A 15,183-nucleotide genomic window follows, 5' to 3' on the forward strand; every position below is an offset into this window, starting at 1 on the left:
CGTCTAACGGCCGGGTTCGGGGAGCAGCCCGCGGTTGAGCGCCACCGCGGTGGCGAGCGTCCGGTTGGAGCAGTTGAGCTTGGCGAGGATGTTGGCGACGTGCCGCTTGGCCCCGTGCTCGGAGATGCCGAGGCGGCGGGCGATCTGCTTGTTGCTGAGCCCCTCCGCCATCAGGGCGAGGGCCTGCTGTTCGCGCGAGCTCAGCGGCGAGTCGACGGGGTCGCTCTCCGGGCAGGGATCGTCGTCGGGGACGGGCGTCCCCTCGAGGTCCTCCTCGTCGCGGATGCGGGACAGGAGCCGCCGGGCCAGCGGGCCGGGCATCGGCATGAGGCCGCTGCCGAGGTCCGACAGGGCACTCCTGAGCGAGGTGTGGGTCAGATCCGTCTCCAGCAGCAGGCCGTCGACCGGCAGGGCCGCGGCCTCCGCGAGCGAGGCGTCGCACACGCCGCGCAGGACCAGCAGGACGTGCGCGTCGTGCTCGGCCGCGACCGTGGCCAGCTTCTCGGTCGCGTGCGCCTTGCCGGACGGGGCGAGCAGCAGGACGTCCGGCCTCTCTGACTGCAGCAGCTCGAGAGCGCGGTCGAGGTCGCCCGCCTCGTACGTTCTCTCCACCGTGTCAACGGTCGCGAGCATGGTGCACAGCCCGCAGCGGAGCACCTCACTGCCCATGGCGACCAGAACGGCCCGGCCTAAAGGATCGAGTCGTTGTGAGCTCATGTTCATCCCGCCATCGCGTCGGACAACCACAGTTCCACTACTTCAAGAGGGCTCCAATACCCCGAAAAACGGGGTATCCACCTGTATTTCAAGAAAGTTCGTTATAGAAGATCCACAGCCATCCTGACGGAGGAATTTCCGGCCGGCCGCCGAGCGGACCCCCTCCCGGTCGCGGCCGGTCAGGTGACTCGCGATCGCCCGCGGGCAACGTGCCCGCGCCTTCGGTGCCGCCCCCGGGGGCCGCCTCCGTACCGGCTCCCCGCCGGCTCCTTCCACCGGACCGTTTATCGCTTTCCTGCCGCTCCGCAAATTACTCAGACCGCTCGGATCGCGCGGATCCCCTATTACCTGACTACCTCGCTTTCCCCATTTCTTCAACGTCGGAAATGTCCGTTTATGTGCGTCTTCGCAGATCACGGGGCCATTTCGGCGCGTCATGTTTCACAACTTAGGTTACCCTTGCCTAATCAGATTTCCTGGTCTACCGTCGGAACCGGACTCCGGAACCGCACAGCCCTGATGATCACCGTGACGCGGAGGCGGCGAACCACGTGAGAATCCTGACCCGGAGCGACCTGGCCAGAATCGAGCTCGTCCCCTCCGAGGTGGTCTCGGTCGTGGAGGAGTCGTACCGGGCCCTGGCCTCCGGGCTGTCGGTCAATCCGAGCAGGCTGACGGCCAGGCCACCCGACGGGCACTCGGTGGGCCACACCCTCGTGGGGCGCGACGGCACTCGCGAGGTCGTCGCCTTCGAGACCTCCTACCGGTTCTACCCGCGGCGCGAGCGCCAGTACACGACCCTGTCGCTGTACGACGACGAGAGCGGGCTCCCCGTCGCGCTGATGGACTGCGCCAGGATCGGGACCATGCGGGCCCCGGCGGTGTCCGCGCTCATCGCCCGCGAGTGCGCCGCCCCCGGCAGCCGCAGCGCCCTGGTGATCGGTACGGGCGTCCAGGGGCGGCAGGCCCTGCCCTACCTGATGGCCACCATGCCCGGCCTGGAACGGCTCATGGTCTACGGCACCCACCCCGACGGGCTGCGCGCGGTGCGGGAGGCCGTGCCCGGCGAGGAGGTGGAGATCGTCGAGGATCTGCGGGCCGCGGCCGGCGAGGCCGACGTGGTGCTCGCCGCCGCCGGGCCCAAGACCCCCGCGGCGATCGAGGCCGGCTGGCTGCGGCCTGGGGCGCTGTGCGTGCTGGTCGGGTACGGGCTGGCCTCCTCGACCCTGCACCGGGCCGACCGGGTGCTCGCCACCAGCGCCGCCCGGATGGCGGTCACCGGCACCGACCTCGCCGACGCGCGTGGCAGGCTCCGCCCGGTGGACGTCGAACTACCCGAGGTGCTCGCCGGATCCGCCGGGGCGCGGCTCGACGCCGGCGAGCGGATCTTCGCGTACAACAGCGGGCTCGCCGTCACCGACATCGCGCTCGGCCACCACCTCGCCCAGAAGGCCACGGCGCGCGAGCTGGGGCAGGTGATCGACCTGTGGCGTTGAGGACGCCGGCCTCTCGCGCGCCCGAGGTGCCGTCCGGCCGCGCGCCCGCGTCACCCCGCCCCGGGCGGGGATCCCCTCCCGTGTCCGCCCCACGCCCTCCGGCCCGCCCCGCGCCGGGGTCACACCGTCTCGCGCTCCCGCTCCCCGCCGGTGACGACCTCGCCGGTGACGACCTCGCTGGTGACCCGGCGGTCGACGACGTTCAGGGGGCCGAGGCCTGACAGGACCGTGAGGATCTCGTCCACCAGCCCGGGGGGAGCGGACCTCGCGCCGGTGAGGGCGACGGTACCGGCCTCCCGCAGCAGGTTCGGGCAGAGGTCGGCGACGCCGGTGACGACCCGCGAGAGGACGCCGGAGTCACCGGCGAGCCCGATGACGTGACGGGCGTCGGGACAGTCGGGTCCCGCGGCGACCAGCAGGAGGTCCCCGGCGGCGGCGACGGCGGCGACGGCGGTCGCCCGGTCGGAGGCGTGGTAGCAGAAGTCGTCGGGGTCGGGGCCGCGCAGGCCGGGGAAACGGGCGCGCAGGGCCGCGACGACGGGGCGGGCGCGCTCGACGGGGATGCCGGGCTGGATGAGGTAGGAGACCGCCATGGGGTCGGCGGGCCGCAGCCGCGCCACGTCGGCCGCCGTCTCCACCAGAACGGTCGTCTCCGGGGCCTGGCCGAGGATGCCCGGGACGACGGCGTCCCCGGGCCTGCCGATCACGACGGTGAGGTCACCGCGCTCGGTGAACCGCGCCACCTCGGCGTGGGCGGCGGACACCAGGGGGCAGGTGGCGTCGACGACGGCCAGCCCCCTGGCCGCGGCCTCGGCCCGCAAGGCCCGCGGCACACCGTGGGCGGGGAGGACGACGACGGCGTGCTCGGGGAGCGTGTCGAGGCCGGTGACCGTACCGACGCCCGCGCGGGCCAGTTCCCCCGCGTGGTGGGGGACGTCGGTGACGGGACCGTAGGCGAACACGGGCCCGCCCCCGCCCCGGGTGACGCCCAGGGCGGTCTCCAGGGCACCTCGGGCGCCGGGGCAGACCGGCCGGGTGCCGGCCAGCAGCACGCGGCGGCTGCGCATGACGTCACCCCATCGCCGTATCTCCTGACCGGCCGCCTCCACCGCGGCGCGGTCATCGGGGTGGGCGGCGGCCGCGAGCCCGGTGGCGCGGCCGTGACGGTCGATACAGGAGACGGCGAACAGGTGGCCGCCGGGGAAGGTGTCGTCGGCCCGCCCGGTCACCGGCGCGTACCGCGGGCCGTCCCGCCGGGTGCCCGAACGGGGCTCCGGGTCAGTGCCCGCAAGGATGTCCGGAAAGATGTCCCGCCGGCCGCCCTGGCGGGTCTCCGGACGGGCGGTCAGCGGCGCGTAGCGCACGCGCAGCCCCCTGCGGGTGAGTGCCGCCCCCAGGACCGGCGCGGCGGGACACTCGACGGATCCCCTGTCGGGATGGTCGAAGACGGGAGCGATGACCACTTCCCCGCCGGCGACGCCCTGGCAGGCGAAACGCTCCTGGATCTTACTCCTGTTCATATCTTCGTCCCCGATCGTCAAGGAAACCGATCCCACGGCGGCGGATTCGGAGCGGGTTTCCGAGACCCGCCAGATCTCGTTTCCCTGCCCGCAAATGGATACACGGCCCGGCACACGAAAATATCGGGGCAATCGCCGGCCGCACCTTTTTTATGACAATACTTTATAGGTGATTAGGGCCGCCGATCCGGCGGACATCCCTTCGTCACCGCGAGCCGGGCCCGGCCCGTCGGATGGTTCTCTCAAATGGCCATGGCCCGCTGCAGCACCGCCCTGGCGAGGGCGTTGCGCTGGTAGGGGCGCAGCCGCGCCTTGAGCGTGGACAGGGCGGCGCGGGTCCGCCCGCTGCGAAGGTGGGGATAGTCGTCGAGGAAGGCGTGCCAGGTGAGCGCGGCCTGTTCCAGGTGCCCCTGGTCGAGGTGCAGCGCGGCCAGGGTCGCGGAGGTGAGCGCGCGGGCGCGGCGCTCGGTGGCCGGCCGGTGCCGTATGGAGGCGGCCAGGGCCTCGGCGGCGGCGGGCCTGTCGTCCAGCGCGGTCAGCACCGCGGCGTGCTGGTGGGCGAGGGACGCCTGGTGGTAGGCGCCCACCGTGTCGGCGGGGGCGCCCGTCGTGGCGACGGCGCGGTCGAGGTGGTGCTCGGCCGCCCGGAGGTGGCGGAGGGCGGCGCGCCGGCCGCCCTCCGCCGCCGCCGCGGCGACGGCGGCCTGTCCCCGCAGGAAGGCGTGGGTGCCCGGCTCGATCGCCGCGGGGGCGCTGGTCAGGGCCGCCTCGGCCAGGTCGAGAGCCTGGCCGTGGTGTCCCAGGGTGTGGGCCTGCACCGACAGCGCCCGCAGGGTGACCGCGTACCCGGCCGCGTCGCCGTTCTCGGCGGCGAGTTTCAGCGCCGCCCGGTAGTAGCTCTGGGCGACCCCGTGGAGTTGTTCATCGAAGCACATGAAGCCGCACAGGTACGTCAGTTCGGTGGCGACCGACAGCATCCTGCGGCGCGTCCCGGGGCTCATCCGGGCCCGCAGCCACGGCACGACGTCCACGGCGAGGTATCCCGACAGCGCCCGCCGCGCCTGTCCGCCGCCGAAGGCCGTGTCCGTCTGCGAGAACACCTGGGCCATCGCCTCCGCCGCCTCCACCTGCGGTGTTCCCACCTCCGGCGCCCGCCTGCGGCCCGAGCCCGCGGTGGCCGCCGCCGCGGCGGCTTCGGCCCAGCCGGGCACGGACAGCGCGGCCAGGCTGTAGACGCAGTCCTCCAGCATCCGCCGCCTGCCCAGGCACAACCCGGTGTGCAGCTCCACCAGCCGGGCCACGGGATCCTCGTTCCGCCAGTCCTCTCCCGCGGCCCCCGGGGCGTCGCGGGGGGCCCGGCCCGGGTCCGCCAGGCCGACCGCGGCGACCTCCAGCGGGCGTCCGAGACGGCGCGACAGCGCCTCGGCCACCAGATGCGGCACGGGCGGGCGCGGGCGCATGCCCGCCAGCCAGTGGGCGACCGCCGCCCGCCCGTAGCGCAGCGCCACTCCCGCCTCGGCGCCGAGCCCGTTGACCTCGTCGGCCAGCTGCTGCCCGGTCCACCGGGCCTCTGTCAGCAACGCCCGTAATCGGACGTTGGGTCGGTGTCCTGTGCCCATCCGTTTTCTCTCACCGGACTCGTCGGCGATATTCCTCCTTCCCCTGTTTTTTCAAATTTAAATTTCACCTATCGGCGGTCCTCGCCTTTATCACGAAGGCGGTGATCGTGTCACGGACGGCTCCATGAAACACCTTCCGCAAATGAAACCGATCGCCCGGCGCCAGGGGGTTCCGGGATATGGCGGCGGCGGTCGTACTGGAAGTGGGGGAAGCGGACCGCTTTCTTCCCGGCGCACGGCGGCGCGACCCCTTTCGCGGCCGCCCGGCACCAAGGAGAACCGGAAGAGAGGTGAAGTGTGGTGACGACAGCACCGGTGCTCGGCTCCCTCGCCGGCACCGCGCGATCGGCGGGCCGGGTCCTGACCGCCGCACGGGAGCTGGTCGAGCCGGCCCACCGTGCCGCGGTGGACCGGCTGCCGCAGGAGATCCGCCACGTCGCCGGCTACCACGTGGGCTGGTGGGACGCCGACGGCCGCCCCTGCGACAGCGGCGGCAAGTCGGTCAGGCCGGCGCTGGTGCTCGCGTCGGCGTGGGCCATCGGCGGCGAGAACCCGCGGGTCTCCGAGATGGCGATCCCCGCGGCGGTCGCGGTGGAGCTGGTCCACGACTTCTCGCTGCTGCACGACGACATCATGGACGGCGACCTCACCCGAAGGCACCGGCCGGCCGCGTGGACCGTCTTCGGGACCGGCGAGGCCATCCTGGTCGGGGACGTACTGCTGGCGCTCTCCCTGGACCTGCTCGCCACCAGCCCCGGCCTGCGGGTGATGACCGGCTCGCTGCTGCGGCTGTGCTCGGGGCAGAGCGCCGACCTGGCGTTCGAGACGCGGACCGACGTCACCCTTTCCCAGTGCGTTCAGATGGCGATGGGCAAGACCGGGGCGCTGCTGGGCTGCGCCTGCGAGCTCGGCGCGCTGGCCGGCGGCGCCGATCACGCCCGCGCCCGGCTGTTCGGGCAGTTCGGGCGCCACCTCGGCCTGGCCTTCCAGCTGGCGGACGACCTCCTGGGGATCTGGGGAGATCCCGAGGTCACCGGCAAGCCCGTCTTCTCCGACCTGGCCAACCGCAAGAAGTCCCTGCCGGTGGTCGCCGCCCTCACGTCGGGCACCGCCGCGGGCGAGCGGCTGGCCTCGCTCTACCACCGCGACAGCGAACTGGACGAGCGGGACCTGGCCCGCGCCGCCGACCTGGTCGAGGCCGCCGGCGCCCGCGCCTGGGCCCGGCGGGAGGCCGAGGCCAACCTCGGTGCCGCGCTGGACTGCCTGCGCGAGGCCGGCCCCGCCCCCGGCCCGGCCGAGGACCTTCGCCTCCTGGCCCACATGATCACTCAGCGGGACCACTGACGCGCCCATCTCCCGGGCTCGGACCCGGGTTCTCCACGCTGGAGGTATTCGATGACGACACGGACCACAGGCGACCTGTCCGCGGGCCCGCCCTCACCGGCGGGCGAACCCGGCGGCGAGGAGGCGCGAAAGGTGCTGCTGGCCTCCCCCCGGTCGCTGTGCGCGGGTGTCGAGCGGGCGATCGAGACCGTGGAACGTGTGCTGGCCGACCGAGGCGCCCCTGTCTACGTGCGCAAGCAGATCGTGCACAACGTCCACGTGGTCGACGACCTGCGGCGGCGCGGCGCGGTCTTCGTCGAGGAACTCGACGAGGTCCCGCCGGGGGCGACGGTGGTGTTCTCCGCCCACGGCGTCTCACCGGCCGTACGGGAGCAGGCCGCCGCCAGGGGGCTGCGGGTGATCGACGCGACCTGCCCGCTGGTCACCAAGGTGCACGTCGAGGCGCGCCGCTTCGCCGCCCGCGGCGACACCGTCGTGCTGATCGGGCACGCCGGGCACGAGGAGGTGGAGGGCACCATGGGCGAGGCGCCGGAGCGGACCGTGCTGGTCCAGACCCCGGCCGAGGCCGCCGCGCTGGAGGTCGAGGACCCCGGCCGGGTGTCCTACCTGACCCAGACCACCCTGGCCGTCGACGAGACCGACGAGGTGGTCGAGGCGCTACGCGCCCGCTTCCCCGCGCTGTCCGGACCGGGCAGCGACGACATCTGCTACGCCACGACCAACAGGCAGCGGGCGGTCTCCGAGGTCGCCGCCGGCGCCGACCTGGTACTCGTCATCGGCTCCGCCAACTCCTCGAACTCGGTGCGGCTGGTCGAACTCGCCCGCCGCCGGGGCGTCGCGGCGCACCTGATCGACGACGTCGGCGACATCAGGCCCGAATGGCTCCGCGACGCCCGCGCCATCGGCGTGAGCGCGGGCGCCTCGGCCCCGCACCACCTGGTGGAGGAGGTCGTCGCCTTCCTGCGCGAGCTGGGGCCGATCCAGGTCACCGAGCACCGCCACACCATCGAGACCGTCCGTTTCGCCGCTCCGAAGGAAGTACGCACGCCATGAGCGCTGACACCGCCGCAACCGGCTTCCACGCCGCCGCGGTCACCGTCCCCGACCCCCCCGTGCCCCCGCGGGCCGGTGCCGCTCCCGGTGGCACGGCGGCCGTGGACGGCCTGCTGGAACGGATCGAGGATCCCGGTGACCTGCGGCGCCTGCCGTCCGCCCGGCTGCCCGCGCTGGCCGGTGAGATCCGCCGTTTCCTGGTGGACAAGGTCAGCGCGACGGGCGGCCACCTGGGCTCCAACCTGGGGGCGGTGGAGCTGAGCATCGCGCTGCACCGGGTCTTCGCCTCCCCCCAGGACACGATCGTGTTCGACACCGGCCACCAGGCCTACGTTCACAAGATCCTCACCGGCCGCCGGGACGACTTCGACGGGCTGCGCCAGCCGGAGGGCCTGTCGGGGTATCCGAGCCGGGCCGAGTCGGTCCACGACGTCGTCGAGAACTCGCACGCCTCGACCGCCCTGTCCTACGCCGACGGGCTGGCGAAGGCCGTCCGGCTCAGCGGCCGCGCCGACCGGCACGTGGTGGCGGTGATCGGGGACGGCGCGCTGACCGGAGGGCTCGCGCTCGAGGCGGTCAACAACCTGGGCGCCGCGCCGGGGCTGCCGGTCATCGTCGTGATCAACGACAACGGCCGCTCCTACGCCAGGACCGTCGGCGGGCTCGCCGCCCACCTCGCCGCCCTGCGCCGCTCCCGCCCCGGCCTCCCGGACCCGGAGTCGCGCGGCGGCGAGGAATCCCGCCGTACCCCCCGGAAGGCCGGGGACACCGGGGAGACCGGGGACATCGGGGAGGACCGGGACGCCCCGCGGCCGGCCGGGACCAACGTCTTCGAGGCCCTGGGATTCTCCTACCTCGGCCCCGTCGACGGCCACGACATCGAGGCCCTGGAGGGAGCACTGCTGCGGGCCCGCGCCCTGGGCCGTCCCGTGGTGGTGCACGCGGTCACGGTCAAGGGGAAGGGGTACGGTCCCGCGGAGGACGACGAGGCCGACCGGATGCACGGCATCGGGGTGCTGGACCCGGCCACCGGCCGCCCGCCGGCCACGGCCGCCGCGACGCCGCCCTCGTGGACGTCGGTGTTCGCCAAGGAGATCACCGCGATAGGCGCCGAGCGACCGGCCGTGATCGCGATCACGGCGGCGATGCCCGGCCCGACCGGGCTGGCGGCGTTCGCGGCCAGGTTCCCCGACCGCTTCGTGGACGTCGGCATCGCCGAGCAGCACGCGGTCACCTGCGCCGCCGGGCTCGCCATGAACGGCATGCACCCCGTCGTGGCGATGTACGCGACCTTCTGCAACCGGGCCTTCGACCAGGCGCTGATGGACGTCGCCCTGCACCGGCTGCCCGTCACGCTGGTCCTGGACCGGGCGGGGATAACCGGCCCCGACGGGCCGAGCCACCACGGCATGTGGGACCTGGTGCTGCTCGGGATGATCCCGGGGCTGCGGATCGCCGCGCCCCGCGACGCGACCCGGTTGCGCGAGGCGCTCCACGAGGCCGTCGGCTTCGACGGCGGGCCGACCGCGATCCGCTATCCGAAGGCCAGTGTCGGCCCCGACATCGTGGCGCTGCGGCGGCTCGGCGGGGCCGGCGGGATCGACGTGCTGGCGGAGAACGGCGACCGCGTGCTGCTCGTGGCCGTCGGCTCGCTGGCGGGCCCGTGCGTGGCGGCCGCCGCGCAGCTGCGCCACCACGGCGTCGGCGCCACCGTCGTGGACCCGCGGTGGGTGGACCCGGTCCATCCGGCGCTGGTGGAGCTGGCCGCCTCGCACGACCTCGTGGTCACCGTCGAGGACGGCCTGCGCACCGGCGGCGTCGGCGCGGCGGTCGCCACCGCGTGCGCCGACGCCGACCTGGACACGCCGGTCCGCGCCCTCGGCCTGCCGAGGGAGTTCATCGGGCACGGCGACCGCGCCCACCTGCTGGCCGCCGCCGGCCTGGACCACGGCTCCATCACCGCCTCGGTGCTCCGCGCCGTCCACGCCCCCACCCGCCCCGCCGCCGCCGGGCCGGGCGTGGTGGGCGGCGGTGACGGCGCGGCCTCCCAGCCGAAGTCACCGTCAAGGTCACAGGCCATGCCACAGGCCATGCCACAGCCCGCGTCACAGCCTGCGTCGAAGCCGAAGTCCCAGCGGAGGTCACAGCCGATCGGAGGCCGCCGATGAGCGCTCCCGTACTCGTGGGCATGCCCGGCGTCGGCGCCCCCGCCGAGGCTCCGCCGGCGCCCGCCCCGGCGGAGCCCGCCGTCCTGGCGCCGCGCCGGGCCACCCGCCGCCTGCGGGTGGGCGACGTCGAGGTGGGCGGGGACGCCCCGGTGTCGGTGCAGTCGATGACCACCACCGTCACCGCCGACGTCGGCGCGACGCTCCAGCAGATCGCCGAGCTGACCGCCGCGGGCTGCCAGATCGTCCGCGTCGCCGTCCCCTCCCAGGACGACGCCGACGCGCTGCCGGCCATCGCCAGGCAGTCCACCATCCCGGTGGTCGCCGACATCCACTTCCAGCCCAAGTACGTCTTCAGCGCCATCGACGCGGGATGCGCCGCGGTGCGGGTCAACCCCGGCAACATCAGGGCGTTCGACGACAAGGTCCGTGAGATCGCCCGCGCCGCCTCCGATGCGGGCATCCCGATCAGGATCGGGGTGAACGCCGGGTCGCTCGACGGGCGGCTGCTGGCCAAGTACGGCAGGGCCACCCCCGAGGCGCTCGTCGAGTCCGCCCTGTGGGAGTGCTCGCTGTTCGAGGAGCACGGCTTCGGCGACATCAAGATCTCTGTCAAGCACCACGACCCGCTCACGATGGTCGCCGCGTACCGGCTGCTGGCCGCTTCCTGCGACTATCCGCTGCACCTCGGCGTCACCGAGGCGGGTCCCGCCCTCCAGGGCACCGTCAAGTCCGCCGTCGCCTTCGGCGTCCTGCTCGCCGAGGGCATCGGGGACACCGTCCGCGTCTCCCTGTCGGCCCCTCCGGTGGAAGAGGTCAAGGCGGGGATCCAGATCCTGCAGTCCCTCGGCCTGCGGCCCCGGCGGCTGGAGATCGTCTCCTGCCCGTCCTGCGGCCGCGCCCAGGTCGACGTGTACCGGCTCACCGAACGGGTCGCCGCCGCCTTCGACGGCTTCCCCCTCCCCCTGCGGGTGGCCGTCATGGGCTGCGTGGTCAACGGCCCCGGCGAGGCCCGTGAGGCCGACCTCGGCGTGGCGAGCGGCAACGGCAAGGGCCAGATCTTCGTACGCGGCGCCGTCGTCGCCACCGTCCCCGAGTCGCGGATCGTGGAGGCCCTCCTGGAGGAGGCGATGCGCCTGGCCGAGGAGGCCGGACAGGACGAGACGGGCGACGGCCCGGAGCACACCACCCCCGGGAGGAACGGATGAGCACCACCGGCACGATACCCACCGTCGACGCCGCCCCTCGCGCCCTGCTCGCCGAGACGGCCATGGATCCGATGGGCCAGGTCACCGCGTCGGTCTACGAGACCGCCCGGCTGGTGGCCTCGGCGCCGTGGCTGGCGGGCCACCGGCAGCGGATCGAGTTCCTCGTCCGTGGCCAGAACCCGGACGGAACCTGGGGAGGGCCCGGCGCGTACGTGCTCGTCCCCACCCTCAGCGCGGTGGAGGCCCTGCTCACCGTGATGGGCGCGGATCCGCCCGGCGGGCCGCCCGCCCGGCTCGACGGCGGCGTCGTGACCGCGACGCGGCGCGGCCTGGACGCGCTGTTCGCCCGGCTCGGCCCCGGGGCCGGGGAGAGCGCCCTGCCCGACACCATCGGCGCGGAGTTCCTCATCCCCTGGCTGGTCGGCGAGGTCAACCGGCATCTGGACGCGCCGGCGGAACATCCCCTCACCGGGCTGGACGCCTGGCGGGGATCGGGCCGCCTGGTCACGCCCGACGGGTGGAGCTCGGCGCCCCTCGATCTGCTGCGCCATGTCGCCGAGCGGGGCGAGGCGCTGCCCGCGAAGGTCTGGCACTCGCTGGAGGCGCTGGGACCGGCCGCCGTCCGGGCCTCGCAGGTGCGGGTCGTCGGCGGGGCCGTGGGGTGCTCACCGGCCGCCACCGCGGCCTGGCTGGGATCCAAGGACGACGGCGAGCCGGTCTCGGACCGGCGTTCCGCGGTCCTCTACCTGCGCGCCGTGCAGGCCAGGCACGGCGGCCCCGTCCCCGGCGTGACGCCGATCGACGTCTTCGAGCGGGCCTGGGTGCTCGCGGCGCTGGCCGAGGCCTTCCCCTCCCTGACGCCGCCGCCCGAGCTGGGCGACAGCCTGGAGGCCGTCCTCGGCGACCTCGGGGCGCCCGCGGGCGCGGGGCTGCCCCCCGACTCCGACGACACCGCCGGGGTGCTCCACGCCCTGAGGCTCATCGGCCGCCCGCGCTCCACCGAATGCCTGTGGACCTACGAGAGCGACACCTACTTCCGCTGCTTCGCGGGCGAGCGCACCCCCTCCACCAGCACCAACGCCCACATCCTGACGGCCTTCGGAGACCAGGCCGGCGACGGCGCCACCCCACCGAAACAGGCCCGCATCCGGCAGGCGATCACCAAGATCTCCCACTGGCTGTGCGGGGAGCAACGTCCCGACGGCAGCTGGATCGACAAGTGGCACGCCTCCCCCTACTACGCCACCGTGTGCTGCGTCTCGGCACTCGCGCGGCACGGCGACGCCATGTGCGCCCCGGCGCTGCGCGCGGCCGTGGGATGGGTGCTCGACACCCAGCGGCCCGACGGGTCGTGGGGGCTGTGGTCCGGGACGTGCGAGGAGACGGCGTACGCCATGCAGACCCTGCTGAGGGCCTCGCGCCACGACGACGCGGTGAGCCGCGCGGTGCTGCGCGGCGACGCCTTTCTGGCCGGGCGCGGCGACCACCGGGAGCACCCGCCCCTGTGGCACGACAAGGACCTCTACGCCCCCGTCGCGGTCGTGCGGGCCGAGGCGATGGCCGCGCGGGCCCTGGCCCGCACCCGCTTCCCCGGGGAGTGGCGATGAGCGCCGTGCCCGTTTCCCGGAGAACGGCTTCCCGGAGAACGACTTGCCGGAAAACGGCGGTGAGCCCCGCGGCGGCCCTTCGGGGAACGGCGACGGGCCCCGCCGGGATCGGCGGTCCCGGCACCTCGCCGGCCGGTCCGGAGGTGGCGCCGTGAGCCTGAACAAGTACCGTTTCGCCCTGCGCACCCGGTCGTTCCTGGACGCCCACGCCGCGGACCGCACCGGCATGGTCGAGCTCAGCCCGGCACCGGACCGGCAGCTGCTGGTATGGAACCCGGAGGCGGTCGGGGAGATCTTCCGCTCCGAGCAGCGGATGGTCCTGGAGGGCAGCGACACGCTGGGACCGCTGGTCGGGGAGCACTCCATGCTGTTCGCCAACGGGCAGCGGCACGCGGCGTACCGCAAGGTGGTCGGCACGGCGCTGCGCGGGCGCCGGCTGGCCGCCTACCGCGGCGTCATCGCCGAGGCGACCGACGCCGCCCTCGGCTCGCTGGCCCCGGGCACGACGTTCTCCCTGCCCGAGTGGACCCGCGCGCTGACCCTCCGGATCATCGGCAGGATCGTCCTCGGCCACGCCGAGGACGAGACGCTCGGCCCGTTCACGAAGTGGGTGGAGTACACGCTCGGATCACGGGCCCGCACCCTGGCCTACCGGCACCTGCGCGGCCTCGGCCCCCTGCCCTCGCCGTGGCGGACCTTCCAGCGGGACAGGGCCGAGATCGTCGGCGACCTCCTGCGGGCCTCGCGGGCCGGGGGATCCCGGCAGGGGCGCGAGCCCGGTGGGAAGGCCGCGGAAAGGACCGGCGAACCGCCGACGATCGCCGGCCTGCTGACCTCGGGGGAGGAACCCCTCGGCCCGATGGGCGACGAGGAACTCTCCGACCAGCTGATCTCCCTGCTGTTCGCGGGCCACGAGACGACCGCGTCCGCGATCGCCTGGACCCTGTTCTGGCTGCACCGCGACGAGCGCGTCCGCCACGACGTGCTGGCGGAGCTGGAGGCGACGACCGACGACGGCTCCACCACCGAGGCCGTGCCCCTGCTGAACGCGGTGTGCCAGGAGGCGCTGCGGATCTCCCCTCCCGCCACGGTCGCCGGCAACCGGATGCTCACCTCGGACTGGCGGCTGCTCGACCGGCCCGAGCCCGCGGGCACCCGCCTCACGCCGTGCATCGCCCTCGCCCACCGCAGCCCCGAGATCTACCCGGATCCGGGGCGCTTCGACCCCGGGCGGTTCCTGGGCGCCCCCCGGCACGCCCAGGAGTACCTTCCCTTCGGCGGCGGGACCCGCCGCTGCCTCGGCGCGAACCTGGCCATGCTGGAGATGCGGATGGTCGTCGCGGCGGTGCTGCGCCGGCACGACCTGCGCTGCCTCAATCCCGAAGCCGCCGTGCCGCACCTGCGCGGGCCCGCCATGGGACCGGGACCGCTCAGGATGGCGGTCGGCGGCTGCCCCATGCGGGCGGGACGGCCGCGCCCCGCGCCACCGGCCGGTGAGGGCGAGGTGCGGGCATGACCGGGACGACCACGCCGGTCCGGCCGATGACCCGGGGACGGGCGGCGCTCCGCATCCACCGGCTCGAATATCCCTTCCCCGCCGTGTACGCCTGCCACGTGCTGTGGGGCGCCTGCTTCGCGATGACCTCCCCCGGGCAGCTGCTCGCCGTTCCGGTGCTGGTCACGCTGCTGGCCAACCTGCTCGGCATCATCTCGCAGAACCCGCTGAACGCGGCGCTGGACGTCCGCGCGGACACCAGCACGGAGGGCAAGGGCGGCATCGCCGACGCGACGCGACTGCTCGGCCCGCGCGCCGCCTTCCGGTGGGCCGCCGCGGAGATGGCCCTCGCGCTGGGGCTGTCGGCGGCGGTCTCGGTGTGGCTCGCCCGCCCCGCCGTGGTGATCGGCGTGGCGCTGGCGATCGTCCTGCACCTGCTCTACAACCTCGAGCCCGTCCGGTTGAAGAGCAGGGGCTACGCCAACCCGGCCTACTTCGGCCTGACCTTCGCCCTGCTGCCCTGCGTGTCGACGTACTCGGCGATCCGCCCGGACATCCCGGTGCCGGTCTGGCTGGTGTTCGCCGGTCTGGCGGTGCTGCTCTTCGGGCGCTCGCTGTGGTGGTCGATCCCCGACCGGACCGGGGACGCCATCGCGGGCGACCGCCCGCCGGCCGTGCGGCACGGCGCCCGCGTCGCGCTGCTGGTGGCCTGCGCGGGTACGGCGACGGCGCTGGCACTGATCGGCTGGGGACTGCTCTGGCTCTACGGACCCGCCTGGGCGCTGCTGGGCGTCGCCGCCTGCGGCGCCTTCCTCGTCGACAAGCTGGGCCTGCTGCGTGGCATCTCCGACGAGAACCTTCCCAACGAGACGTCGATGCGAAGGCGCAGCCTGTCGCTGGTCCTCGCGGCCGACCTGCTGCTGGTGGTGATCCCCGTCATCCTCGTCGTCGCCCGATGA

Annotated in this window: 11 protein-coding genes; 8 read left to right on the plus strand and 3 right to left on the minus strand. The window is 74.1% G+C overall.

From position 1 onward, the window contains the following. Positions 1-3: 3 nt before the first annotated feature. Positions 4-717, minus strand: coding sequence for a LuxR C-terminal-related transcriptional regulator (locus ACVCAG_RS34820; RefSeq protein ID WP_440085819.1), 714 nt, complete (start codon positions 715-717; stop codon positions 4-6). 551 nt (positions 718-1,268) lie between these two features. Between ACVCAG_RS34820 and ACVCAG_RS34825 the strand changes: the two genes are divergently transcribed. After that, entirely contained in the window at positions 1,269-2,213 is a 945-nt protein-coding gene (locus tag ACVCAG_RS34825) for an ornithine cyclodeaminase family protein (RefSeq protein ID WP_440085818.1), read from the plus strand. A 119-nt stretch (positions 2,214-2,332) separates the two neighbouring features. Here ACVCAG_RS34825 and ACVCAG_RS34830 read toward each other — a convergent pair whose 3' ends face one another. Further along, on the minus strand, positions 2,333-3,733 hold the full coding sequence (locus ACVCAG_RS34830) for a hypothetical protein (RefSeq protein ID WP_447191131.1): 1,401 nt from the start codon (positions 3,731-3,733) through the stop codon (positions 2,333-2,335). 242 nt (positions 3,734-3,975) lie between these two features. Further along, positions 3,976-5,313, minus strand: coding sequence for a hypothetical protein (locus tag ACVCAG_RS34835; RefSeq protein WP_447191132.1), 1,338 nt, complete (start codon positions 5,311-5,313; stop codon positions 3,976-3,978). A 339-nt stretch (positions 5,314-5,652) separates the two neighbouring features. Between ACVCAG_RS34835 and ACVCAG_RS34840 the strand changes: the two genes are divergently transcribed. From ACVCAG_RS34840 to ACVCAG_RS34870, 7 genes are all read left to right on the plus strand, one after another. Continuing rightward, positions 5,653-6,696, plus strand: a complete 1,044-nt coding sequence (locus ACVCAG_RS34840) for a polyprenyl synthetase family protein (protein WP_440085815.1) — start codon at positions 5,653-5,655, stop codon at positions 6,694-6,696. 51 nt (positions 6,697-6,747) lie between these two features. After that, complete coding sequence (gene ispH / locus ACVCAG_RS34845) at positions 6,748-7,749, plus strand: 4-hydroxy-3-methylbut-2-enyl diphosphate reductase (protein WP_440085814.1); 1,002 nt, start codon at positions 6,748-6,750, stop codon at positions 7,747-7,749. Beyond that, positions 7,746-9,917 (plus strand): 1-deoxy-D-xylulose-5-phosphate synthase, encoded by a 2,172-nt coding sequence (gene dxs, locus ACVCAG_RS34850; protein WP_447191133.1) that lies wholly within the window; start codon positions 7,746-7,748, stop codon positions 9,915-9,917. The genes ispH and dxs overlap by 4 nt, the downstream gene beginning before the upstream one ends. A gap of 20 nt (positions 9,918-9,937) precedes the next feature. Continuing rightward, entirely contained in the window at positions 9,938-11,122 is a 1,185-nt protein-coding gene (gene ispG, locus ACVCAG_RS34855; protein ID WP_440085845.1) for a flavodoxin-dependent (E)-4-hydroxy-3-methylbut-2-enyl-diphosphate synthase, read from the plus strand. Next, positions 11,119-12,729, plus strand: coding sequence for a prenyltransferase/squalene oxidase repeat-containing protein (locus ACVCAG_RS34860; protein WP_447191134.1), 1,611 nt, complete (start codon positions 11,119-11,121; stop codon positions 12,727-12,729). Before ispG ends, ACVCAG_RS34860 begins: the two co-directional genes overlap by 4 nt. Positions 12,730-12,880: 151 nt before the next feature. Next, complete coding sequence (locus ACVCAG_RS34865; protein WP_440085811.1) at positions 12,881-14,245, plus strand: cytochrome P450; 1,365 nt, start codon at positions 12,881-12,883, stop codon at positions 14,243-14,245. Further along, positions 14,242-15,183 (plus strand): UbiA prenyltransferase family protein, encoded by a 942-nt coding sequence (locus tag ACVCAG_RS34870; protein WP_440085810.1) that lies wholly within the window; start codon positions 14,242-14,244, stop codon positions 15,181-15,183. Before ACVCAG_RS34865 ends, ACVCAG_RS34870 begins: the two co-directional genes overlap by 4 nt.

The organism is Streptosporangium sp. G12, assembly GCF_052983175.1.

Bases quoted from the DNA above. Each gene is read 5' to 3' on its own strand.
- ispH (WP_440085814.1), top strand. From the start codon at position 6,748: ATGACGACACGGACCACAGGCGACCTGTCCGCGGGCCCGCCCTCACCG.
- dxs (WP_447191133.1), top strand. From the start codon at position 7,746: ATGAGCGCTGACACCGCCGCAACCGGCTTCCACGCCGCCGCGGTCACC.
- ispG (WP_440085845.1), top strand. From the start codon at position 9,938: ATGCCCGGCGTCGGCGCCCCCGCCGAGGCTCCGCCGGCGCCCGCCCCG.
- ACVCAG_RS34870 (WP_440085810.1), top strand. From the start codon at position 14,242: ATGACCGGGACGACCACGCCGGTCCGGCCGATGACCCGGGGACGGGCG.
- ACVCAG_RS34860 (WP_447191134.1), top strand. From the start codon at position 11,119: ATGAGCACCACCGGCACGATACCCACCGTCGACGCCGCCCCTCGCGCC.
- ACVCAG_RS34830 (WP_447191131.1), bottom strand. From the start codon at position 3,733: ATGAACAGGAGTAAGATCCAGGAGCGTTTCGCCTGCCAGGGCGTCGCC.
- ACVCAG_RS34820 (WP_440085819.1), bottom strand. From the start codon at position 717: ATGAGCTCACAACGACTCGATCCTTTAGGCCGGGCCGTTCTGGTCGCC.